Here is a 22,817-nt window from a genome sequence, read left to right as displayed (position 1 = left end):
TACAAATAGTAGAATTTATTTTGATTTAGCATTCTGACTATTTTGAGCCTCATTTCTGGCATTTCCAGTGCTCTGTTGTGAGTCCTGAGTGCTTTTGTTACTGACCTTATTTTGAGTACTGTCACTGGATTCAGCACGATGTGCTTTTCGATAAGCTTCTGCATTACTGTCCCGTCTCTTTAAATAATCCATATTTATCACCTCCGTTTTTTAGTATGTGCAATAATTTTACATTTATGAAGTCTCTGAAAACCATATTCTTTCACCTATAAATTTAGCCGCTTTGTAGAAAGATATATATAAAGGTTAAGAGGAGGTGCTTATATGAAAAAGGAGCAAAAAAATTACAAGATTGAAATAAAGACCGGCAAACGGCCCAATGACTGCCCTGAAAAGGATGCGGACGGAAATTGTCTGGTACCCGGAGGATATGGTGATTCTGAACCTATAGGAGGGTGAGGATGGATACTTGATGAAAAACTGCTGTCTTTATAGCAGTTTTTCACTATGATCCGAATGCTCCTTGCTGTAAACAATCTTACCGTTAATAATGGTATAAATGGTGTTGGTAAAAACGTTCATAGGATTTCCGTCAAAAATAGCGATATCAGCGTCTTTTCCTGGTTCAATGCTGCCGACCCTGTCTGAAACTCTACAGATTTCGGCTGCATTAATCGTAATGGATTTTAATCCTTCTTCCATAGGAAGACCTTCTTTTACCGCATATCCGGCACAGATCGGGAGATATTGAATTCTGGATACGGGGTGATCGGTTGTTATGGCTACCTTAACGCCGGCTTTACTTAAGATACCAGCATTTTTGAAATCCATGTTCTGCGTTTCGATTTTACTTCTGGAGGCAAATCCGGGACCGATTATGGCAGGAAAGCCGGATTCTTTTATGAGCTCTGCAATTAAATAGCCTTCGGTGCAATGATCTAAAGTCAAGTTTAAATCAAATTCCTTCGCAATTCGTATGGCTGTCAAAATATCGTCCGTTCTATGGACATGTGCTTTTAAAGGAATTTTTTTATTTAAGACCGGAAGCCAGCATTCTTTCCTGAAATCCACTTCAAAAGGTTCGCCGGACTTTTGGCTGCTGATTTTTTCCAACTGATATTGCTTCGCTTTATAAAGCTCTTCCCTCAATAAGGCGGCTATGGTCATTCTGGTAGTCGGAATTTTTTCCAGTTCGTTGTAGTTGGATTTGGGATTTTCACCGAAAGCTACCTTCATGGCAGATGGCTGAAGAACAGCCATTTCATCAATGGATCTGCCGAAGGTCTTGATAAAAGCAAATTGCCCGCCGACGACATTGGCGCTGCCGGGACCGGCCATGACAGAAGTAATTCCGGAGCTGACGGCATTGTGGAAAGCGGAATCCATGGGATTAATAGCATCCAGTCCTCTTATATATGGGGTGATGGGATCTTTCATTTCATTGCAGTCGTCACCTTCAAATCCTTTTTTTTCCTCCGTGATACCGATATGACAGTGAGCCTCGATGAGACCCGGCAAAACCCAAAGATCTTTTGCATCTATGATTTGAACGGGTTCCTCACCGCTTATCTTTAGATTTTTGCCCACGTCAACTATTTTTTGGCCTTTGATCCATACCTCTCCCGGCTCGATAACTGAACCGGTCATAGTCAGTATTTTCCCGTTTTTTATTAATAGCATCCTTATCACCCCTTTTTTATCTCCTGCCTGGATTTTTCATTGTAAACAGTAGAAGTATGTACCTTTTTTCTAAATATATTCCTACATGTGTTTGGCCTGCTGATAAAAATAAAGAATTTGGAATTCTCCGGTATAATTTGTTTGGATTGAAGGATAATAACTAATATGAATTTAACGGCTATGGAGGTTAATATGAAATTTGATTCAGAAGATTATTTAAAGAAGGCTTTACTGGACACTCAGGAAAGAGTGCGGGATTTTATGGATTTTTCTTATGAAGTGGATAATCCCGAAGTGCAGCAATTCCTCCGAGACTTTGCTAAAAGCGAAGGATTACAGGCTCAAAAGCTCAAAGATTATCTGGAAAACGGCAAGGTTTATTAAGCGTATAAAGAAATTACTTTTCTCCTTTTAAAAATGTGTTTAAATTTCAGGACAAGATGGACAGCAGGCAAAGCCGATTTATGGCAATGCCTGCTGTTTTATCTTAAAAAAGAAAGTTCAAATCAAAAAAATATTAGTTTTGTATTTCAACAACAAAAAGTATAATTATACATCCTATTTAACTTTATTTACCCAGTTATAGAAGCGGAATAAAAACAACAAAGGCTTGACTTTTCAACGTCTCAGTGCTATATTGATACTTGCATGGCACATGGAATAAATTTACAGGAATACCCATAATTCGACAAATTTTTTATAGGACGTTAAGAGTTAAGCAAGGAGAGATTTCGTATGGTTTTGAAAACTGCAGAAAGGTTTTACTTAACACTTGAAGTAGATATGGACAGTATGACCGTAATTCTAATAAAAGATGGTAAAGAAGGAAGAACCTATGATGCAAGTCAATATTTTCAATACTTTGTAGAATATGGAGTACGAAAAACAGATGTGGTTCAGCTTCAGGAGCATTTTTCCATTGATTATTTTCAAAACATGCTGATCACCGGGAAAAGCGACGAGTCCTTTGAATTCTGTGTGCAGTTCGCCGGAGAAGATTATAAGATCCTCCAATGTAAGATGAAGCTTTTAGAAAGCAGCAGCAGCAACATCATCAGAATATTACTGGAAGACATCTCTCATAAAAGAGTCCAACAGCTTGTCTACATAAAAGAGCATTTCGAGAAGCGTCCCCATAAACCTTTTGTAAAACCTTTTGACATAAAGTTTGAGGAACAAAAGGATCATAACCTAAAGGATTTGAAGAAATATAAAATTATCATAGGGGTCACATGTCTTTTATGCATTCTTCTTTCCGCCATTTTCTTTCAAGATATTTATTCTAAAAAGGTTGATAAAGCGGCCGAAGATGCCATGAACAGCTGCAAGAGCACTAACCGGTTTATATCACAGCAGTTAAACTGCATCTCGCATAATCTCTCTGCTTTTAAAAATCTAACTTCCAGCATGGGAACCCAAATGACCAAAAATAAAATGATGGAATACGTGGAAGCAGAAAAAAGAGAGTATGGATATGAGGCAATATTTTTTGTAGATGAAAAAGGAAACCTCCTGTATACCGGAAATTCTGTGGAACCCGACAATAAGACCAAGCTGGAAGAGGGGGCGGATTACAGTGCAAAGGAAGGTTTCTTTGTCACAGCAGACTATTTCAGCGGAAGCACTTTGATCAATTATATTGTGCCTGCCACAGGACTTCGCCTGGATGGGGTGCCTTATAAATCCATAGGCACGATTTTCGACATCAATAAAATTTGCAGTGCCTCTCTTATTAACGGAGCTTCCGACAAGTACGACATGGTCATCATAGATAAAGCCGGAAATATTTTGTGGAGCAGGCAATCGGAAACCTCTTTTGTAAATCAGGAAAATTTATTTGAGTATTTGAGTCAAACGCCCAGAATCATTGAACCGGAATACAGACCTGCAAATTTGACTGCCACATTAGAACAAAAAAGTTCGGGAACCTTTACCTTTATGGCAGACGGAAAAAAGAAATTTGCGGCGTACATGCCCCTTCCCATTCAAGATCTATATTTAGTAAGCTTATCGAAAGGAGGCGGTCTTGGGACGGACGGCGTGAGAATATTGATTCTGGCTGTTCTGATGTGGGCCATGTTCTTGACGCTTCCAATTCTTCTTTTATTCTATCAGTCCAGAAGAATAAAAGAAGAGAAAGGCTTGCTGGAAGAGATTGCTTACAGCGATGGGGTCACCGGCGGTATGAGCATGAACTACTTTGATAGGAAGGCAAAGGAAATCATCAGTAAAATGGAGTGTTCCTATGCTTTAGTAGATACAAATCTGCATAACTTTGGCGTATATAATGAAAATTACGGACATATTCGGGGAGATGAACTGATTCGAAGTGTATTTTTGGGCATATCCAAGTATTTGGATGATGATGAGATCGTGTGCAGGAATTATGCGGAGCATATGATGATCTTAATGAAATATGAAGGGGAAAGTCAACTGGAGGAACGTTTGGTTCGAATCGGAAAATGTATTATAGAGACTAATTTTAAATTGGAATGCGGAGTCTACGTCATACGGGATATAACCATGGATTTGAATTTGGCCAAGGAACGGGCAGGCATGGCACTGAAAAATGAAATAAACAAAGAGAAGAACAATGTGATCATATCTTATTATGATGTCAAGCTTCTGGAAAAAATATTATTTGAAAAAAAGCTGGAAAATACCATGTATAGAGCTTTTAGAAACGGAGAATTTAAAATTTATGTGGAGCCGCGATATGACTTAAGAACGAGAGCACTATGTAATGGGGATGCCTATGCTGTCTGGGAGCATCCAGAAAAAGGTACATTACTGCCGCAGCAATATACAGGTGTTTTTGAACGAAGAGGCTTGATTATGTGCTTAGATAGTTTTATTTATGAAGAAATATGTAAAAGGTTCAGGAAACATCTGGACAAGGGCAGAAATTGCATGCCTATATCCATCACACTCCATAGAAACCATTTCAATGTGACGGATTTCATCCATAAATTACAGCGAATAAAAGACCGATATAACGTTCCGGGAGAATATTTTTCTTTCGAAATTTCCGAAGAAATCCTGTTTGAAAAAAAGCATTTGGTAGAAAAGATCGTCCGCTGTATTCATGACATGGGTTCCGACTGTATCATAGGAGAATATAAAGAACGGTACCTGCCGCTGGAGGCACTTTATAAGACCGGTGTGGATTTTGTTAAATTCGAGCCGGACATTTTGGATAAGAACCGGCCCCCGGAAATGATTGACTCTATCCTGCAAATGACACGGTCTATCCATGCAAAGTCCATCGTTACAGGGGTCTCCAGACAGTCGGAAATAGCCTATTTGACAAAGGTGAGCTGCGACCAAGCAAAGGGAGATGCCTTTGCAAAAGACATCTCCCTTGATGAATATATCCATATATTATAATGTTTCTCCCGCTGTCAGGCAGAAGGATTTCCCTGTGAAAGCCGGTCTGCTTTTGAAGGCAGCTGCGCCACAATAATGGAAGAGAACATTAATATGCAGCCTAAGATCTCTCTGCCGGACAGTACTTCGTGAAGGACAATCATACCGGAAAGAACCGCAAATACCGATTCAAGACTGAGCAGCAAGGATGCCACAGTCGGGTCGGTATCTTTTTGCGCCACGATCTGGAGGGTATAGGCAACACCGGAGGAAAGAACGCCGGAATATACGATAGGCATCCAAGAAATCAAAATATCGTGAAGATTTGGAGTTTCTACAGCGAACATCACGATTCCCGAAAGTATGCCCACAATGAAGAACTGGATACAGGACATACGAACCCCATCTGTTTTAGGGGAAAAATGGTCGATGATCAGAATATGTATGGAGAATCCAAAGGAACAGATCAGAATCAGCAAATCTCCAAGTCCGATGGTGAAACCTTCCTTGATGCACAGCAGATACAGACCCACGGCGGCCACAGCCACGCAGCCCCAGATAATTGGTCTGACCTTCTTTTTCAGAAATAATCCCAGAATAGGAACAATCACAATATAGAGAGCTGTAATAAATCCGCCTTTCCCGGCTGTGGTATACATGAGGCCTACCTGCTGCAGAGAACCTGCAACAAATAAGGCAAGGCCGCAGGCAATGCCGCCGGTCAGCAGGATTTTTCTTTCTGCTTTTTTCTCGGCCTCTGTTTTTTCTGCATCCGGTTCTTGCGCATGATTCAGGTCTAATTTATCCAGCACAAAAATAACCGGAATCAGAAAAACAGCTCCTACCAGATTTCTGATGCAGGCAAACGAGAACGGGCCAAGATTGTCCATACCCTTTATTTGTGCCACAAAAGCAGATCCCCATATAAGGGCGGTCAACAGAAGTAAAATATTAGCTCTTACTTTTTTACTCATAATGCACTTCCTTTACTAAATAAATAAAATATCTACAGACAAATTATTATATCATAGGGGCTTTTGTGATACAATAAAAGTTGGTAAAAAACCCCATGAATGCAGCTTTAAAGTAGGAGAAACAGAAAAATGAATGTTTTTATCAGCGGTGGATGTAAAAATGGAAAATCCATGTATGCACAAAATATTGCCAGAGATATGGCGCATGAAAAGAATGCGGCATTATATTATGTGGCGACCATGAAACCGGCGGATGAAGAAGATCTGACCCGCATTGCAAGACATGTGAAAGAACGCGAAGGCTGGGGATTTAAGACAGTCGAGCAAAGCGAAAACATATGCCGGTGCCTGTGTGAAAACACGTCTTCTTCGAACTTAAAAAAAGACGGGGCTGATCCGCACGGCGTTTTTCTTTTAGACAGTGTGACCGCTCTTCTTTCCAATGAAATGTTCAAAGCTGATGGAAGTGTGGATGGTGAAGCGGCTGAAAGAGTAGCGGAAGAGCTGCGGGAATTTGCGGTGCGCACAGGAAATACGGTATTTGTATCGGATTATATATATGGGGAAGCTGCGGCGTATGATGTCCTGACAGAAGACTATCGGCGCGGACTGGCCTTTATCGACAAAACGCTGGCGGAAATCTGTGAGCGTGTCATAGAGGTTTCTTTTGGTAATGTAATAGAGTATAAAAGGAGTTTTAAAGCATGAAATATGTAACAGCCTTTTTCATGGCATGGGGAAATTTCTTTGCAGTTCCTTGCCCCTGCAAGCTGTGGGACAATGGTTTAAGGCGCTTGCAGCTGGTATTTTTCCCATTGATCGGAATTTTAATGGGCGTATTATGGTATATTTTATATAAGGGAATGGATCTGTTCCATCTGCCCTTGCCCTTACAGGTAGCCGCCCTGACCATCTATCCTTTTGCAGTCAGCGGATTTATTCATCTGGACGGGTTCATGGACTGCTGTGATGCGATTTTGTCCAGGCGTGAGCTGGAAGAGAGACAACGGATTTTAAAGGATTCTCACGTAGGTGCTTTTGCGGTCATCAGTGTGGTGCTGCTCTTTGTCGTGATGTTTTCAGCTGTATGGGCTCTGCTGGAGCAGTATAGCTATTCGAATCTGTATCCGAGGATGAGCGGACTGCTTTTCATCCCTGTGGTATCCAGAGCCTGCTCCGGGTACGGTGTATTAAAATACCGGCCCATCGGGCACAGCCAGTATAATGCAAGCTATGATGAGCACATCAATAAAAAGTATGAGGCCGTACTGATCGGCATAATGGGTATCATGCTCCTGTTAGCTTTGCTGACAGGCCATCTGGCGATTATCCATGAATTTGGAGGCTATTTATTGCCTGTCAGCGATCGGGCACAGCAGTATCTCGTAATTGCAAAATTTTATATAGTGGGAATTGCGGCGGCAGTAACCGGAATTGTGCATTTTATGATGATGCGGTATGGAAGAAAACAGCTTGGGGGCATGAGCGGAGACATAGCGGGTTATGCGTTGACCATAGCGGAATGTGCAGGTGTGCTGACACTGGCAGTTTTATAAAAGAAAGGACGAAACATGGAGCTCATATTTGGAGGCGTATATCAGGGAAAGCTGGAGTACGTAAAAAAACAGTTCAATATAAAGGAACAGGACATTTTTTACTGCGTTGGAGAAGAAGAAAAACTTGACATAGACTTTTCCAAGAAGGTGATTTACGGATTGGAGCAGTTCACTTTGGCCTGCACCAAACAAGGAATAGAAGCAAAAGATATTCTGGAAGCAAATCGATCAAACCTTCAGGATAAAATTATTGTATGTGCCGACATATCCCAGGGGGTCGTTCCCATGGATAAGACTTTGCGGGCGTGGCGGGAAATGAACGGCCGGATCCTGATCTATCTCAGCGGTCAAGCGGATACGGTCACCCGAATATTCTGCGGACTTCCTCAAGTCGTGAAAGCCACCGCTCATACGGAGCCCCGAAAGCCTAAATCCTATATTCATCTGATTCGGCACGGCACCACAGAGGGAAATTTAAAAAGGTGGTATTACGGTCAGGCAGATCTGCCTTTGATGGAGGAAGGAAAAGCATTGGTGGCTTCTCTGAAAGAAGAGGATATTTATCCGAAGGTAACAGAGGCGGATTTTTATACCACCGGCCTGCTTCGGACCGAAGAAACTTTTCGCATTATTTTCGGAGAAGAAGACCATTCGGTGCTGGAGGATTTAAAAGAGATGTCCTTTGGGGATTATGAAAAGCATAGCTATGAGGAACTCAAGGAGCTTCCGGAATATCAGACATGGATCGGTGACAAAACGGGAACAACGGCTCCTCCAAATGGCGAAAGTGCCAAAGCCTTTCAGGAAAGAGTCCGTAAAGGCTTCCGGCAGCTTGTGGGCCTTCACAAATTAAAAGAGTTTTCTGTCCGGCATTCCGGAAAGGAAGCCCATTCCGCTGTTGTATGCCACGGAGGAGTCATATCTCAAATCATGGCAGAGTGCTTCCCGGAGGAAGGCAAGCACTATTATGAATGGATTCCGGAACCGGGACATGGATATACCATCAAGATGGAGGATGGAAAACCTGTTTCGTATCAAAGCTTTTAAAAATGAAGCCCTTTAAAAAAGAAAGGTGAAGTTTCTGTGAAAAGGGGCGTGCAGAATCTACAGCTTTATGCTGATTTCTCCCGTATTCAGCACTTCCCGTGTTCCGTCTTCGTATTCCACCACAAGACCTCCGTCCTTATCGATGTCCAAGGCCACGGCGGATTGAGCTTCGGGATTTTCAGAAACCGATTCTTTTTGATAATGCTTCACGACTTCAATGTTTTTTCCCAGCACCATAGAGCGCCTTTTATACTCTTCTATAAAGCTTCTGCTTTCGATATTTTCATATAGGCTCATCACCTGATGAATGACTTCCGCCGCCAGTTCATTGCGGGAAAAAGGTACCTCAATGGCTCCGGCTTTAGTTATGATATCTTCCGGAAAGCCTAATTCCGGGGTGCGGCAGTTGATGCCGATTCCCAGAGCAATATATTCAATCGTACCGGTTTCAAAATCGGTTATCGCTTCGGTGAGAATACCGCAGACTTTTTTATTGGCAATATATACGTCGTTGACCCATTTTATTTGCGGCTCCACATGAGCGACTTTTTGGATGGCTCTAGCAACAGCCACGGATGCTGCTGTTGTGACTAAGACAGACTGGGATAAATCCAGGCCGGGTTTTAAAAGAATGGTCAAATAAATCCCTGAGGAAGCAGGAGAATAAAAAGAGCGTCCCAGCCTGCCCCGTCCTTTTGTCTGCTCGTTGGATACGATAATGGTTCCGGGGCCGGCTCCTTCAAGAGCCAGTCTTTTGGCTTCTAAATTGGTGGAATCGATGCTCTTATATACGTGTAAATTTAAAGCGTAGTCCTTTTCCTTTAAATAGACCCGAATACCCTGTTCGGATAAAAGATCGCTGCTTTCCATAAGGGAATACCCTTTATTGGTGGCAGCCATGATGGGATAGCCTTCCTTGCGGAGAACTGTCATGGCTTTCCAGACGGCAGCCCGCGAAACGCCAAGCTGGTTCGCCAGAGCTTCTCCGGAAATACTCTCCCCCTTGTTTTTTTCCAGCACTTTTAATACCTCGTCCTTAACAGACATAAACGCCTCCTTATCTGTGCATGGCGGGCCGCAGCTTGGATGCAAGTACTGCTGCTACTGCTATTTTAAGGGCATCGCCGATTAAAAATGGGAACACACAGGAAATCAGGGCGGTCCATAAAGGCGTCCCGGTGGAAAACATATACCATAGGGTTCCTAAAACGTAGCAGGCGGACAGACCCAGAGCCATTGCCAACACATTTATGTATAGGTTATTTTTCTTGTTCATTTTCTCTATTATAATACCTGTAATGAAGGCCGTCAAAATATATCCGGCAAGGTATCCTCCTGTAGGTCCGATCAGCTTGTCAAAGCCTCCGGTGTATCCGCTGAATACGGGAGCACCAAAGATACCTAAAAGGAGATAGACGATCATGCTGGCCGAACCATACCAACCTCCCAGTAGAGCCCCCGTAAGCATAACGGCTAACGTGGAAAGCGTGATAGGGACCGGTGTAAAGGGCAGGGGAAGCATCAGCCCGGCACTGACCCCTGTTATGGCTGCAAATACGGCACATAATATCATATTGGTTGTTTTTGTATAATGCATTGAATTCACCTCATTCATGTAAGAATATAAAAAGATTACAGGTATCAGTATAAAGGATAAAAATTTATATGTCAACCAATTTAAAAGTAAGGGTTTACAATCCCTCAACATGCTAAAATTCACATTTCAGAGTAGTTTTCGCTGGAATTTTATGATAGAATAAATAAAATATAGGTGTAGTAATTGTTGTAATGAAGAAAAGATTGGCGGTTACTATAGATGGAGGTGCTGAATGAAGCAAAGAATAGTTACGATAAGCCGTACTTATGGAAGTGGCGGAAGAATAATAGGACAGAAATTGGCAGAAGATATGGGTGTACCTTTTTATGACAAGGCACTGATAGACCGGATTGCGGAAGAAAGCGGTTTCTCCAAGGATTTGATTGAAAATGCTGAAATGAAGGCTAAAAACAGTTTTATATACACGCTTGCAACCAGCCTCGGAGGAAGCGGAGATGCCGGAATAGAAGGACTTTCTCTCAATGATAAATGCTTTCTCGCTCAGGTCAATGTCATTCGAAAAATCGCGGAGGAAGGCCCTTGTGTTATCGTAGGACGCTGCGCAGACTATATTTTGAGAGATATGCCTGAGGTGACCAATATATTTGTATGTGCGGAGATGCACAACAGGATCCAACGGGCTGTGGAAGAATATGGGATGGATAAAACAAATGTGGAAAATGAGATCAAGAAGATTGACAAAGCAAGAACCAACTATTATACCCATCACACGGGAAGAAAGTGGGGAGACATCCTCAATTATCATCTGACGCTGGACAGCGGCTATATCGGATTAGAGGATACGATCGCAGTGATCGAAGAGTTTTTAGAACGCAGAAAATACTAAAGAAGAAAGAAGGAAGTTTCAATATGACAACAAAAAAAGGCACGTATTACATTACAACGCCGATTTATTATCCAAGTGCGAACCTGCATATAGGACATACCTATTGTACGGTAATGGCGGATGCGATGGCTCGATTCAAGAGACTTCAAGGATATGATGTACGGTTTTTAACAGGAACGGATGAGCACGGACAAAAAATTCAGACGATTGCCGATAAGGAAGGTGTGACCCCGCAGGAGTATGTGGATAAGGTCGTAGACGGCATTAAGGAGCTGTGGAAGACTATGGAAATCTCTTACGATGATTTCATCCGAACCACCGAACCGCGCCACGTGAAAAGAGTGCAGGAAATTTTCATGCAGCTGTACCAGAAGGGCGATATTTATAAAGGGGAATATAAAGGTCTTTATTGTACTCCCTGTGAGTCCTTCTGGACAGAGAGTCAGCTGGTGGACGGAAAATGTCCGGATTGCGGCAGACCTGTGCAGCCTGCAAAGGAAGAAGCCTATTTTTTCAGGCTTTCAAAATATCAGGATAGGCTTCTTGAGCTGTTTGAAAAGAATCCTGAATTTTTACAGCCTGAGACCAGACGAAATGAAATGATCGCCTTTGTAAAGCAGGGACTGGAAGATCTGTGTATCTCCCGATCCACCTTTGACTGGGGCATTCCGGTTCCTATTGACGGAAAGCATGTCATATATGTATGGCTGGACGCCCTTTCAAACTATATTACGGCTCTCGGATATGGCAGTGAGGATACGGAACTTTACGATAAATACTGGCCGGCGGATGTTCATTTGGTAGGAAAAGAGATCGTGCGGTTCCATACGGTCATTTGGCCGGCTATGCTGATGTCCATGGAGCTTCCTCTTCCGAAGAAGGTGCTGGGTCACGGCTGGCTGCTGCTCGAAGGGGGCAAGATGTCAAAATCCAAAGGCAATGTGGTAGATCCGGTGAAGTTGATTGAGAGATATGGGGTCGACGCACTGAAATATTTCCTGCTTCGGGAGTATACCTTTGGGCAGGATGGCGTTTTCACCAATGAAGTCATGCTGAAACGAATGAACTATGATTTGGCAAACGACCTTGGAAATCTGGTTTCGAGAACCGTTTCCATGATTGAAAAATATAACGGAGGCGTTGTTCCGGCAGCCTTATGCGGTACGTTCCCTGTCTGCGGTGACGAAAATTGTACGGCGGGAGAAGCGGGGCTGGCTTCCGATGCGGATTTAAAACAGATTGCAACCGGGGCGGCAAAGAAAGTGGAAGAATATATGGATAAGTTCCAGTTCAACCTTGCGCTGGAAGAAATCTGGGTGGTAGTTCGAAGAGCCAATAAATACATTGATGAAAATGCTCCATGGGTTCTTGCAAAGAGTGAAGAAGCGAAGGATAGACTGAACACGGTGATGCATAATCTGGCAGAAGCTATCCGAATCATATCGGTATTGATCTATCCGTTTATGCATACGACTTCTAAAGAAATCAGAAAGCAAATGGGGTTGTGGTTTGCCGACCCGATTTGGGAGGATGCCTTTGAGTTTGAAATGATGAGCGGCGAACAGGTAAAAAAAGGCGAAGCCATATTTCCTCGTTTGGATATTGAAAAGGAACTGGAAGAGCTGGAACAAATGCAGAAACACAATGGAGGGGAAGAGGCGAATGTTCCCCTTGAACTAAAGCCGGAAATCGAGTTTGAGGATTTTGATAAGATCGATCTTAGAGTGGGTACGATTCTGGAAGCAGAAAAACACCCGAAAGCAGACAAGCTTCTGGTTTTCAAGGTAAAGATGGGCACGGAAATCCGTCAGGTCATTTCGGGGGTCGCCGCTTATTTTAAACCGGAGGACTGCGTAGGAAGAAAGGTTGTTGTCGTGGCAAACTTAAAGCCTCGAAATCTCAGAGGGATGGAGTCCAAGGGAATGCTCCTGTTTGCGGATAACGGTGAAAAGCTGGAATTTGTGAGCACAGAAGCCATGGATGGAAATTCCGTGAATTAGGATCAAGTAGGAGGTAATTAATTTAATTACCTCCTACTTGATCCTTTACTTTTATCTTTTAATTTGACAGATTTTAGCTACATCTTTTGATTTAAGTATAAATGAAATATTATCAAAAGGGAGAAAATTTAATGAAAAATACAAAACTTGATGCTAATGGAACAGAAATCAGAGTAATGGGCGATGTTGTCAATGAAGATGCCTACATTTCTTTAACGGACATTGCAAAATACAAAAATCCGGATAACGCATTTATAGTAGTTGCAAACTGGATGCGTAACCATTCTACCATTTCGTTTTTAGGCTTATGGGAGCAAATACATAATCCTAGTTTTAAACCTATCGAATTCGATAGGTTTAAAACAGAATCAGGAGATAATGCGTTTACATTGACACCGCAACAATGGATAAAAGCAACGGATGCTATAGGTATCATATCAAAATCAGGACGATATGGCGGCACTTATGCTCATTCAGACATTGCTTTTGAATTTGCATCTTGGATCTCGCCAGAATTTAAGCTTTATATTATCAAGGATTATCAGAGATTAAAAAAAGATGAAGCAAATCGGCTTGCGATAGGATGGGATGTGAAACGAGAACTTTCAAAAATAAATTATCGCATTCATACTGATGCGGTAAAGGAATTTTTGATAACGCCGACTTTGTCTCCGCAGGAAATGGCTTATACATACGCATCAGAAGCAGATATTCTTAATGTGGCTTTATTTGGAAAGACAGCGGCAGGATGGAGAAGTGAAAAAGGTATAAGTGGGAGAACACCTAATATCAGAGATTTTTCATCAGCTGAGGAATTAGTTGTTTTAATAAATTTAGAAGATACCAATGCTGATTTGATAAGGCAGGAAGTACCTAAAATGGAGCGATTAAAGATATTAAGAGAAAAGGCATATCGGCAGCTTGAAATTCTCAAAAAAAATCAAGAAACTATAGAAACACTAAAGCAAAATCTTATTGATAATACAGACAAAAAAGAGGATTGATAGTCAATCCTCTTTTTGTATCAAGAAAACAAATAATCACCATACTATTCTCATAAGGCTTTTACAGATTTTTCACAATATCTGTTTATAGTAAAGAAAAGACAGAGAAAGGGGATATAGTATGGCAGATAAAAAGAATATGATTCTGGTGATTCCGGCATATGAGCCAGACGAAAAAATGATTGAACTGCTTCAAAGGATTCACCTTGGAACTTCCATGCAAATGATCGTGGTGGATGATGGAAGCGATCCTTCCTATAGGGGACTGTTTAAAGAGGCTGAAAAGTATGCCTTTGTTATAACCCATCCATCCAACAGAGGAAAAGGAAGCGCTCTAAAGACCGCTTTTTCATATATTCAGAAAACCTATGAAGAGGCAACCGTCGTTACAGCGGATTCGGACGGACAGCATAAGGCGGAGGACATCCTTGCAGTGGCTCAGAAAAATCAGAACAATCCGGATACGCTGACGCTGGGGAGCAGAAAATTCGTGGGGGACGTACCGTTGAAAAGCCGGCTCGGCAACGGGATTACAAGCAAAATATTTGAATGGTCTTCCGGAACAAAGATCAGGGATACCCAGACGGGGTTAAGAGCCTTTGATATGAAACAGCTCCCTTTTATGCTGTCGATTCCGGGCAATCGGTACGAATATGAAATGAACATGCTGCTCTATTGGGCGAAGGAGAAGAAAAGGATTGATGAAGAACCTATTGAAACCATATATTTAGATAAAAACACCCGGTCTCATTTCCATCCATTAAAAGATTCCTATCATATTTATAAAGAAATTATTAAATTTAGTTTTTCCTCCTTCATTGGATTCTTGGTGGATTTTATGCTCTATTCAGTCTTGATTATCCTCACGAAGGGATTGTCTGTGAGTTGGAGTATAGGCGTAAGCAATGTTACGGCAAGAATCGTTAGTGCAATGGTCAACTATTATATCAATCGAAAATATGTCTTTAAAGATGAGGGAAGGGTCGTAAGGACAGCCGCTCAATATGCTGTTCTGGCAGCAGTCATTCTAGTATTAAATACACTGCTTTTGTCCCTTCTGGTAACAACGTGGATTCCAAACCGGTTTGCGGCAAAAATTATCGTTGAACTGATTTTATTTATATTCAGCTGTTTTGTACAGAAGAAGATTATTTTTAAAAATAAGATGGTACAGGAGAAGGGCTAAAAGGTAAAAATATGAGAAAAATGAGAAATACGATCCGAGCTAAAAGAAAAAAGCCGCCCTTTTGGTGGGCGTTTATATACAGTGTAATGTTGGTAAGCTTCACTGCATTTGTACTGTTAAAGACCTTTGTCATCCAAAGTGTACAGGTGGCGGAGGTACAGGCCGGCAGTGGAGCCTCTGTGACTGCAGAAAAAACGGCGGCAGTAAATGCGTCCGTTTCAGATCAGTCGTACAAGGATTCAAATATCAGCGTGAAGCTTTCACAAGAACGGGTGAAGGATACTACGGTATATATAGCAGATATTCAAGTGAGCAGTGCCGACTATCTGAAGACGGCCTTTGCAAATAATTCATATGGACGAAACATAAAAGAAACGACTTCTGAAATGGCAGAGCGGAATAATGCCATTCTTGCTGTAAACGGAGACTATTATGGGTTTAGAGATGATGGGTACGTGCTCCGCAACGGAACCTTATACCGCAGCAATTATGGTGATCCCGATGAGGAAGCCTTTGTACTATATCAAGATGGAACGTGTGATATTATAAAGGAGAGCCAGCAGACGGCTGAAAGCCTGCTGGATGCCGGGGCTATGCAGATTTTGACCTTTGGACCGGGACTGATAGAAAATGGGAGCATGGCAGTACAGGCAAACCAGGAGGTAGAGCAGGCAAAAAACAGCAACCCGAGGACCGCCATCGGTATGATTTCTCCTCTGCATTACATAATCGTTGTTTCAGACGGCAGAACGGAAGAAAGTCAGGGACTATCCCTTTATGAGCTGGCGGAGATCATGAAAGACCAAGGGTGTACGGAAGCGTATAATCTGGATGGCGGAGGCTCTTCCGTGATGTATTTTAACGGAAAAGTCGTGAATAATCCAACAGATGGAAGAAAATTGGGAGAACGGGAGGTGAGTGATATTGTCTATATTGGCTATTGAAGAAAAGTCGCATGTGAGCGAAGGATTTTATGGAATGGCTGCTGCTTCGGCATTCTGTCTCATTTTTTCCGCCATATATAATCACTTTGGTCATGGCGTTCATTCCTTTTATATGACCTATTTATACCTTTGTCCCCTTCTGCTGGGAATGGTGTTTTATGGGATATTTCTTTTTATCTTTGAAGTGGAAGATATGTCCCGGTTTTCCTTTAATGTTTATAATTCCGGAGTAGCGGCACTGACCATAGGTGCCCTGCTGCAAGGAGTCCTTGAAATCGCAGGAACAGCATCGCCGTACATAATCGTATATGGGATTTTAGGAGGTCTGATGCTGGCGATGGGAGTGGTTTCCTATCTTTTCAAATTATTCTTTATTTACGGAGACAGGCACAGGTAAAAATGATAAGATATAAACGACAAGAACTAAAAGAGTCCGCCGAAAGGGAAGACCATCGGCTGGGGAAAAATTGCAGGAGGTCAATATGTTATTTGATTCACATACACATATAAACAACGAAACGCTTACGGAAGAAGACCGGATCGCTTTGGCAGAAAAAATCGAGGCATCCGATGTTTCCTATGTAATGGACGTGGGATTTAATCTGGAAAGCTCTGTTCTGGCCGTCAAACATGCGGAAAAATACCCGTGGTGTTATGCGGCGGTGGGCTGTCACCCTCATGATACAAAGGATATGGATGACATGCAGCTTGCCATGCTCAAAGGACTGGCAAAAAAGGACAAGGTCATGGCCATCGGGGAGATCGGATTGGATTTTCATTACGATTTTTCGGAAAGAGATGTACAGGAGGAATGGTTCAGAAAGCAAATCCAGCTTGCCAATGAACTGAAAATGCCCATTACGATTCATTCGAGAGAAGCCGATGAACTGGTCATGAACATTTTGAAGGAAGAGGGAGCTTTTTCCCGGGAGAGAATGAGCTGGTTCCCTAAAAGGCGGGGAGCGGACGGAGAGATGCTGCCGGACGCAAGGGTTCTGCTCCATTGCTTTTCAGGCAGCAGAGAAATCGGACAGCAGTATATAAAATTGGGGGGTACTCTGTCCATAGCCGGGCCGATTACCTATAAAAATGCACGGAAAGGGATCGAGGTGGTGAAAAATATTCCCATTGAATATTTACTGGTGGAGACCGACGCACCATATCTGACACCGGAACCTTTCAGGGGAAAACAAAATATGTCCCCTTATGTGGAGTATACGGCCCGAAAGGTGGCAGAAATCAAAGAGATGGAGTATGAAGAGGTGGCTCGTATAACCTGTGAAAACGCCAAACATTTCTTTGGAATAAATTAAATTAAAAAGTTTTAAAAATATGGAACAAAATAGAAAATAATCCTGTCATAATAGTATATAAACCGGAATATTACAGAAGGGAACACAGGAGGGAATTATGAAAAAGCTATTATGTATGGTTATGATATGTACACTGCTGATATCCACAGCATTTGCGTCCGGCTCAGTAGCAGCCTTTGCGGGAACAGCGGATAGCGCCCAATTAACAAGTGCGATCACTGCGGTCAAAAAGGTGGTAGACATACCGGAGAGCCTAAGTGAATTCAGCTATTATTATGATGAGGATGCAGACGAAGGCAGCAGTATACAGCTGAACTGGTCCGATACGGAGCATACGGCCAATGCTTCTGCAACCGTAACGAATGAAGGGCTTATCACCTCGTTCTACTGCTTTTCAGCCGATTTTCAATCCAGCGGATTAGCCAAGGTAAACAAGGCTCAGGCTCAAAAGGCGGCGGAGGAATATCTGAAAAAGTTTCTGCCGGATACCACAGGTGAATTTAAACTGGAGGACAGCGCCGGCAATGACTACGGAAGTGATTACTCCTTTATGTATCGAATGTATGTAAACGATATTCCCTGTGATTTTATCTCTGTCCGCATGGAAATCAATAAATACACAGGAAAGCTTTCAAGCTACAGTTTGAATGCGGATAAGAAGGATTTGGCTGTTCAGAGCTATCCTTCCAAGGATAAAGCCATCGATAGAAGTGAAGCGGAAAAAATCTATTTAAAAGAATTGGGGCCTGAACTGAAATACTTTTCTTATTATGATTATTCTAAGAAAAAGCTGAAAGTATTTACGGCCTATGAAACCGATGGAACCAACAGAGCCATTGATGCCAATACCGGAAACGTGATAAAGCTGTATAAGGATTATCAGCTATATCGATATGCAAATCAGGCAGAGACAAAAGACAAAGCCGCCGGCAGCGCAGCGGATGAAATCAAGTTTACGGAAGAGGAATTAAAGGAAATACAGCGAACCCAGAATTTACTGGATAAGGGTCAGGCAGACAAAGCAGCCAGAGATATGATTCCTTCTATCGGAAGCCAGAAGCTTCAATCCGCTATGCTGAGACAGGACTGGGGACCGAACCGGGAATATTTATGGTATTTAAATTATGAAAAAGATTTTGCAACGCTGGATGCGAAGACAGGAGTACTGCTCAACTTTAGCAGCAGTTCAGACAGCAGCTCTAAAAATGATATCGGTCTGGAACGGGCAAAGACGATTGCCGCAGGCTATATGGATAAAGTCTGCTCAGACAAGAAGGATCAGCTTGTCTGGAGCAATGAAGATACCATGGACAGCAAGTATGGAGACTACACCTTTATTTATACCAGACAGGTGAACGGTATCAGCTTTGACCAGAACACGGTTTCCGTTTCCGTCGATAAAGCCGCAGGGAAGATTCTTTCCTATTCAAGAGCTTGGTATGACAGTGCCGTTTTCCCTGCATTAGACAAGGTCATAGAGCAGCAGAAAGCGTTTGAGGCAGCAGATCAGCTCGGCAGCTTTGAGTTCGTATATAAAAAGGATTTGGACGGGAAAATTGTTTTAGTATATGATTTCAGAAAAAGCGGAACCTATATGATCGATGCGTTTAAGGGAGTCCAATTGGATTATAAGGGTGATGTATATAAAGATGACGCCAATTTAGGGGACTATACGGATATAGCCGGAAACTGGGCTGAAAAAATGATTAAAGAGCTTAAGAATAATGGATATTATCTGGAGGGCGATACCTTTGCACCAAAGGCAGCGACCACTCAGCTGGAATTCTTCAGATATTTATATTCTCCTGAACAGAGTTATTATACAGACGATCAGGATTTTTATAAAATGCTGATTGACCGTAAGATGCTTACCAAGGAAGAAGTAAACGCCAAGGCTGTTGTTACAAGACAGGAGGCAGCAAAGTATGTAAGCAGGTATCTCGGTGTGGATAAGCTGGCAAAAGAATCCGCCGTATTTAAAAATATGTATACGGATAAGGTGGATTCCGCTTATGTAGGCTATGCTTCCGCAGCCTATGCAATGGGGATTATGAAGGGCGACGCCAAAGGAAGATTTAACGGACAAAATCCGTTGACCCATGCGGAAACAGCAGCGATTCTGTTCAACACGTTGAATAAAAATTAACGAAAAAAAGCAGATACGTACAAATGCTAAAAAAAAGACTCATAAACGAGTCTTTTTTTTGTTAATCTGTCAGAAAAAAGACGAAAAAATAGAATCTTTCCGGGTATTCGCTACAGGTTCAGACAAATTTTATGCCCGCTTGCCGCTATAATGTAACAATAAAGTGAAATTTGGACAGGTTCTTAAAGAATAGCGGGGTGTAAGGATGGAAATGGTGAAATCGAGGGAAAAGGTTACGGCCGGACTGGCTCAGATTGCAGGACTGGTCGTCCTGTCTTTTCTGGTATGCAGAGTCGTGGTGTTGAATAGCTTGTTTCCCTGCGGAGTGGCGCTGGTAACCGTTCTCATATACAGAAATCGGCTGAATTTATATCTGGTTCTGCCAATGGTACTGGGAAGCATTACATATTACGGAAGCAATTATCTATTTTATGGGGATCTTATGGCACTGGTATTGTGCACCATAGCCTTTACAGTGTTCGGAAACCGCCGGATCGACCTGCCTGCCAGAGCCGTCATGGCGGCTATTCTGACCATTACCTGCAACTGCTCCTATTACATATTGAAACACATGTTTTATCGGCTGAGCATTTTTATGCTTCTGTCGGAGGTCTTATTGATCTTTGTCCTTATTTTTACCTTTAATACGTTCTTTACTTTTATGAACTTGGTCAAGCACAGTGAAATACAAATAGAAAAGCGAAGCGAGCTGGGCGTGGAAAAGGCCATAGGTGCCACAGCTGCTGTAGGGGTTCTGATCCTGTGCGGGACGGGCATATGGGCATTGGATCCCGCAAAGCTGTCTCTGCCGTTGATGGGCGGTCTGTTCATTACCCTGGTAGCCGGGTTTGGCGGCGGTATAGGGGCGGGGCTTATCGCCGGGACAAGCTCAGCAATTTGTTTGGTTTTTTGTACCGGCTTCACTCCGGCTATTGTTATGGTATTTTTAGCCGGTGGCTTCACTGCAGGCGTATTTTCGCAGGAAAGCAAGATTATGGCAGCCATTTGCTTTAGCGGTGCTTGTCTGGTCCTGGGAATGATTACTACTTATCCTGAATTATTTATTCCTCCCTACGAGCCACTTGCAGCATCTGCTGCAATGGCTCTGATCCCAAGGAAATACCTGGCGGAAATAAAAAAGACCTTTTCCGCCATCAGGAAGGATAATACATATTGTGATATGAAGAATAAACAGCAGCTTCTTAAGGTGCTGGAAGAACATTATCGGGTGTATGACAGACTGGCGAATCTGTATGGGAATGCCGGAAGCAACCGTTCCATCATATCCTATCAGTTCAGAGGGATGGCTCAAGTGACGGAGAGCCTGAAAAGTGAAATGGAGTCTCTGACCCATGAAACATCGTGGATAGAAGCGCAGCCTAAATTTCAGGTAAAAGCGGCGCATGCCGCTTACGGACAGATTGCGGGCATATCCGGGGACAGCTTTCAATATCGAAATATTTCTAAAACGGAATATGGAATTTTAATCAGTGACGGCATGGGGAAGGGAAAGGCGGCTTCTGCGGAAAGCTCTCTGGCAGTATCCACCCTGATGGATCTGATCGGTTCCGGATTTGATGTGGAACTGGCATTAAAGACCGTAAATAATATTTTATTGCAGCAGGAAGGAGACGAAATTTTTTCAACGGTGGATCTGGGACTGATCGACAGAATGGGCGGAAAGCTCAGATTGTTTAAGATCGGCGCAGCAGCCACCTTCGTCAAACGCGGAGAAAAGGTGGCGGCCGTCAAAGTAGCGGCTCTGCCTATGGGCATTGTGGACGGCCTGCACATTGATTTCATCAATGTGCGGCTGCGCCCGGGGGATCAGATTATCATGATTTCGGATGGGGTATCCGATGCAAACCGGCAGGATCTGGAGATGAGCTGGTTGAAGGAGGTCATTCGGAGCATTAAATCCACCGATCCCCAGACTGTTTCAGATCTGATCATGAACAGGGCCGTAGAAGCCTACGGCATACGGGAAAAAGATGACATGACGGTTATCACCGCCGTGCTGGAATAAGATACAAAAGGAAAAGAGGTAAACGGTTAGAAAACTTTGACAAGGCCTTCTCTCTATGGCAGAATAAAGGCATACAGATGAATATTTGGGACGCCGATCCGAAGGAGAGTATGGAATGGAAAACAATGATCTTGAAGATAAAATGGAAGCCAACCATTTGAAAAAGGGAATGTTATATGTGACCCTATCTGCATTGGGATTCAGTATCATTCCCATTTTGGCGACCTTGGGCTTTTCAGCAGACATGGCAGCAGGAACGATGTTATTTTATCGGTTTTTTATTGCTGCCTGTTTTTTTATTGCATATTGTTTCTTTAAGCACAAATCTTTATTTTTTCAGGATAAAAAAACGTATGGATATTTAATTTTGGCAGGATGTATTTATTCCACGCAATGTATTTTGTTCTTTTCAGCGTTTCGGTATGTAACGGCTGCTGTTGGCGAAATTATTTTTTATATTTATCCCATTTTTGTAGCCGTATTATCTGTCATCTTTCTGAAAGAAAAAATGACGAAATATAAAGTGATCGGAATTGCGATTGCTGTTTTGGGAGTTGGTATTGTTTTATATGCACCGGGCGGAAATATTCCGGTGAAAGGAGTAGTCCTGATTATTTTTTCCGCACTGGCCAGCTCCTGTTATTTCATTTTTAATAAGAAATTTACAAACGAAATAGAGGCACCGGTTTTAATGGTCTACATTTGTCTGACCTGCAGTGCTGTTTATTTCGTTTATAGTATTGCACGGGGAGAGTTCTTGCTTCCGAAGGAATGGACGGTATGGATATACATCGCTTTACTGGCAATATGGTCTACTGTAATCGGACTTTTCTGTTTAATGAAGGGCCTGAAGCTTTTGGAAGCAGGGATGGCTTCCCTCGTAAGCTTGTCAGAAGCTATTTTTACTATTATTCTCTCTTATATCATTTTGGGCACTTCCCTGACCCCGATACAGCTTATGGGAGCGGCAATCGTGATTGCTGCCATATATATTTATGAAAGGGAATAATACACTGGTACGGTCAGAGAAAGGACGGGGCAATTTTTTTCATAGGCTGGGACGCTCTTGCAAATTGTAACGTATTACGGTACACTAAGAAAAGCGGTCAGGAATGGCAGCTTCTGCTGCCC

General features: G+C 42.5%; 21 protein-coding genes. 16 read left to right on the top strand and 5 right to left on the bottom strand.

Features of this window, described 5'->3' with window-relative positions; translation table 11 throughout:
- Positions 1 to 15: 15 nt before the first annotated feature.
- Complete coding sequence (locus tag EQM06_RS12910; RefSeq protein ID WP_164914433.1) at positions 16 to 192, bottom strand: hypothetical protein; 177 nt, start codon at positions 190 to 192, stop codon at positions 16 to 18.
- A 132-nt stretch (positions 193 to 324) separates the two neighbouring features.
- Between EQM06_RS12910 and EQM06_RS13275 the strand changes: the two genes are divergently transcribed.
- Positions 325 to 459, top strand: a complete 135-nt coding sequence (locus EQM06_RS13275; RefSeq protein WP_269140032.1) for a hypothetical protein — start codon at positions 325 to 327, stop codon at positions 457 to 459.
- Between the two features lie 30 nt (positions 460 to 489).
- On the opposite strand, the gene EQM06_RS10400 is transcribed toward EQM06_RS13275, so the two are convergent.
- Positions 490 to 1,680, bottom strand: a complete 1,191-nt coding sequence (locus EQM06_RS10400; protein WP_128746374.1) for an amidohydrolase — start codon at positions 1,678 to 1,680, stop codon at positions 490 to 492.
- Positions 1,681 to 1,872: 192 nt separating this feature from the next.
- Here EQM06_RS10400 and EQM06_RS10395 point away from each other — a divergent pair, with 192 nt between their 5' ends.
- Complete coding sequence (locus EQM06_RS10395; protein ID WP_128746373.1) at positions 1,873 to 2,064, top strand: hypothetical protein; 192 nt, start codon at positions 1,873 to 1,875, stop codon at positions 2,062 to 2,064.
- A 351-nt stretch (positions 2,065 to 2,415) separates the two neighbouring features.
- Positions 2,416 to 5,067 carry an EAL domain-containing protein gene (locus EQM06_RS10390; protein ID WP_128746372.1) on the top strand — a complete coding sequence of 884 codons (2,652 nt, stop codon included), beginning with the start codon at positions 2,416 to 2,418 and terminating at the stop codon, positions 5,065 to 5,067.
- Between the two features lie 14 nt (positions 5,068 to 5,081).
- Here EQM06_RS10390 and EQM06_RS10385 read toward each other — a convergent pair whose 3' ends face one another.
- The gene (locus EQM06_RS10385; RefSeq protein ID WP_128746371.1) at positions 5,082 to 6,020 is read right to left on the bottom strand and encodes a DMT family transporter; all 939 of its coding nucleotides are present in this window, start codon (positions 6,018 to 6,020) and stop codon (positions 5,082 to 5,084) included.
- A gap of 129 nt (positions 6,021 to 6,149) precedes the next feature.
- Here EQM06_RS10385 and EQM06_RS10380 point away from each other — a divergent pair, with 129 nt between their 5' ends.
- From EQM06_RS10380 to EQM06_RS10370, 3 genes are read left to right on the top strand one after another with little or no spacing between them, the layout of a single operon-like run.
- The gene (locus EQM06_RS10380; protein WP_128746370.1) at positions 6,150 to 6,728 is read left to right on the top strand and encodes a bifunctional adenosylcobinamide kinase/adenosylcobinamide-phosphate guanylyltransferase; all 579 of its coding nucleotides are present in this window, start codon (positions 6,150 to 6,152) and stop codon (positions 6,726 to 6,728) included.
- Entirely contained in the window at positions 6,725 to 7,576 is an 852-nt protein-coding gene (locus tag EQM06_RS10375) for an adenosylcobinamide-GDP ribazoletransferase (RefSeq protein WP_128746369.1), read from the top strand. Before EQM06_RS10380 ends, EQM06_RS10375 begins: the two co-directional genes overlap by 4 nt.
- A 15-nt stretch (positions 7,577 to 7,591) precedes the next feature.
- Positions 7,592 to 8,623, top strand: coding sequence for a histidine phosphatase family protein (locus EQM06_RS10370; protein ID WP_128746368.1), 1,032 nt, complete (start codon positions 7,592 to 7,594; stop codon positions 8,621 to 8,623).
- 57 nt (positions 8,624 to 8,680) lie between these two features.
- Here EQM06_RS10370 and EQM06_RS10365 read toward each other — a convergent pair whose 3' ends face one another.
- Together EQM06_RS10365 and EQM06_RS10360 are read right to left on the bottom strand one after the other, a co-directional pair.
- Positions 8,681 to 9,670: a biotin--[acetyl-CoA-carboxylase] ligase gene (locus EQM06_RS10365; RefSeq protein ID WP_128746367.1), complete on the bottom strand. Its 990-nt coding sequence runs from the start codon at positions 9,668 to 9,670 to the stop codon at positions 8,681 to 8,683.
- A gap of 10 nt (positions 9,671 to 9,680) precedes the next feature.
- Positions 9,681 to 10,220, bottom strand: a complete 540-nt coding sequence (locus EQM06_RS10360) for a biotin transporter BioY (protein WP_164914432.1) — start codon at positions 10,218 to 10,220, stop codon at positions 9,681 to 9,683.
- Between the two features lie 232 nt (positions 10,221 to 10,452).
- Here EQM06_RS10360 and EQM06_RS10355 point away from each other — a divergent pair, with 232 nt between their 5' ends.
- From EQM06_RS10355 to EQM06_RS10310, 10 genes are all read left to right on the top strand, one after another.
- Complete coding sequence (locus EQM06_RS10355) at positions 10,453 to 11,067, top strand: cytidylate kinase-like family protein (RefSeq protein ID WP_128746365.1); 615 nt, start codon at positions 10,453 to 10,455, stop codon at positions 11,065 to 11,067.
- A 23-nt stretch (positions 11,068 to 11,090) separates the two neighbouring features.
- Complete coding sequence (metG, locus tag EQM06_RS10350; RefSeq protein WP_128746364.1) at positions 11,091 to 13,067, top strand: methionine--tRNA ligase; 1,977 nt, start codon at positions 11,091 to 11,093, stop codon at positions 13,065 to 13,067.
- 131 nt (positions 13,068 to 13,198) lie between these two features.
- Entirely contained in the window at positions 13,199 to 14,071 is an 873-nt protein-coding gene (locus tag EQM06_RS10345) for a KilA-N domain-containing protein (RefSeq protein WP_128746854.1), read from the top strand.
- 121 nt (positions 14,072 to 14,192) lie between these two features.
- On the top strand, positions 14,193 to 15,257 hold the full coding sequence (locus tag EQM06_RS10340; RefSeq protein ID WP_128746363.1) for a GtrA family protein: 1,065 nt from the start codon (positions 14,193 to 14,195) through the stop codon (positions 15,255 to 15,257).
- Between the two features lie 11 nt (positions 15,258 to 15,268).
- Complete coding sequence (locus EQM06_RS10335) at positions 15,269 to 16,201, top strand: phosphodiester glycosidase family protein (protein WP_330548327.1); 933 nt, start codon at positions 15,269 to 15,271, stop codon at positions 16,199 to 16,201.
- On the top strand, positions 16,182 to 16,598 hold the full coding sequence (locus tag EQM06_RS10330; RefSeq protein WP_128746362.1) for a hypothetical protein: 417 nt from the start codon (positions 16,182 to 16,184) through the stop codon (positions 16,596 to 16,598). The genes EQM06_RS10335 and EQM06_RS10330 overlap by 20 nt, the downstream gene beginning before the upstream one ends.
- An 85-nt stretch (positions 16,599 to 16,683) precedes the next feature.
- Positions 16,684 to 17,514, top strand: a complete 831-nt coding sequence (locus EQM06_RS10325) for a TatD family hydrolase (protein ID WP_128746361.1) — start codon at positions 16,684 to 16,686, stop codon at positions 17,512 to 17,514.
- A 97-nt stretch (positions 17,515 to 17,611) separates the two neighbouring features.
- A complete protein-coding gene (locus EQM06_RS10320) occupies positions 17,612 to 19,660 on the top strand; it encodes an S-layer homology domain-containing protein (RefSeq protein WP_128746360.1) in 2,049 nt (682 codons plus the stop codon).
- A 205-nt stretch (positions 19,661 to 19,865) separates the two neighbouring features.
- On the top strand, positions 19,866 to 21,686 hold the full coding sequence (locus EQM06_RS10315) for a SpoIIE family protein phosphatase (RefSeq protein WP_128746359.1): 1,821 nt from the start codon (positions 19,866 to 19,868) through the stop codon (positions 21,684 to 21,686).
- Positions 21,687 to 21,801: 115 nt separating this feature from the next.
- Positions 21,802 to 22,695, top strand: coding sequence for a DMT family transporter (locus EQM06_RS10310; RefSeq protein WP_128746358.1), 894 nt, complete (start codon positions 21,802 to 21,804; stop codon positions 22,693 to 22,695).
- Positions 22,696 to 22,817: the final 122 nt, after the last annotated feature.

Origin of the sequence: Aminipila luticellarii (assembly GCF_004103735.1) — a bacterium.
GTDB lineage: Bacteria > Bacillota > Clostridia > Peptostreptococcales > Anaerovoracaceae > Aminipila > Aminipila luticellarii.
The sequence above is the reverse complement of the archived record's forward strand: the minus strand, read 5'-3'. Positions and strand labels throughout refer to the sequence as shown.

Coding starts and splice junctions, on each gene's coding strand:
- EQM06_RS10360 (WP_164914432.1), bottom strand. CDS start 10,220: ATGCATTATACAAAAACAACCAATATGATATTATGTGCCGTATTTGCA.
- EQM06_RS12910 (WP_164914433.1), bottom strand. CDS start 192: ATGGATTATTTAAAGAGACGGGACAGTAATGCAGAAGCTTATCGAAAA.
- EQM06_RS10345 (WP_128746854.1), top strand. CDS start 13,199: ATGAAAAATACAAAACTTGATGCTAATGGAACAGAAATCAGAGTAATG.
- EQM06_RS10310 (WP_128746358.1), top strand. CDS start 21,802: ATGGAAAACAATGATCTTGAAGATAAAATGGAAGCCAACCATTTGAAA.
- metG (WP_128746364.1), top strand. CDS start 11,091: ATGACAACAAAAAAAGGCACGTATTACATTACAACGCCGATTTATTAT.
- EQM06_RS10400 (WP_128746374.1), bottom strand. CDS start 1,680: ATGCTATTAATAAAAAACGGGAAAATACTGACTATGACCGGTTCAGTT.
- EQM06_RS13275 (WP_269140032.1), top strand. CDS start 325: ATGAAAAAGGAGCAAAAAAATTACAAGATTGAAATAAAGACCGGCAAA.
- EQM06_RS10335 (WP_330548327.1), top strand. CDS start 15,269: ATGAGAAAAATGAGAAATACGATCCGAGCTAAAAGAAAAAAGCCGCCC.
- EQM06_RS10370 (WP_128746368.1), top strand. CDS start 7,592: ATGGAGCTCATATTTGGAGGCGTATATCAGGGAAAGCTGGAGTACGTA.
- EQM06_RS10315 (WP_128746359.1), top strand. CDS start 19,866: ATGGAAATGGTGAAATCGAGGGAAAAGGTTACGGCCGGACTGGCTCAG.
- EQM06_RS10390 (WP_128746372.1), top strand. CDS start 2,416: ATGGTTTTGAAAACTGCAGAAAGGTTTTACTTAACACTTGAAGTAGAT.
- EQM06_RS10365 (WP_128746367.1), bottom strand. CDS start 9,670: ATGTCTGTTAAGGACGAGGTATTAAAAGTGCTGGAAAAAAACAAGGGG.
- EQM06_RS10340 (WP_128746363.1), top strand. CDS start 14,193: ATGGCAGATAAAAAGAATATGATTCTGGTGATTCCGGCATATGAGCCA.
- EQM06_RS10355 (WP_128746365.1), top strand. CDS start 10,453: ATGAAGCAAAGAATAGTTACGATAAGCCGTACTTATGGAAGTGGCGGA.
- EQM06_RS10375 (WP_128746369.1), top strand. CDS start 6,725: ATGAAATATGTAACAGCCTTTTTCATGGCATGGGGAAATTTCTTTGCA.
- EQM06_RS10320 (WP_128746360.1), top strand. CDS start 17,612: ATGAAAAAGCTATTATGTATGGTTATGATATGTACACTGCTGATATCC.
- EQM06_RS10325 (WP_128746361.1), top strand. CDS start 16,684: ATGTTATTTGATTCACATACACATATAAACAACGAAACGCTTACGGAA.
- EQM06_RS10395 (WP_128746373.1), top strand. CDS start 1,873: ATGAAATTTGATTCAGAAGATTATTTAAAGAAGGCTTTACTGGACACT.
- EQM06_RS10380 (WP_128746370.1), top strand. CDS start 6,150: ATGAATGTTTTTATCAGCGGTGGATGTAAAAATGGAAAATCCATGTAT.
- EQM06_RS10385 (WP_128746371.1), bottom strand. CDS start 6,020: ATGAGTAAAAAAGTAAGAGCTAATATTTTACTTCTGTTGACCGCCCTT.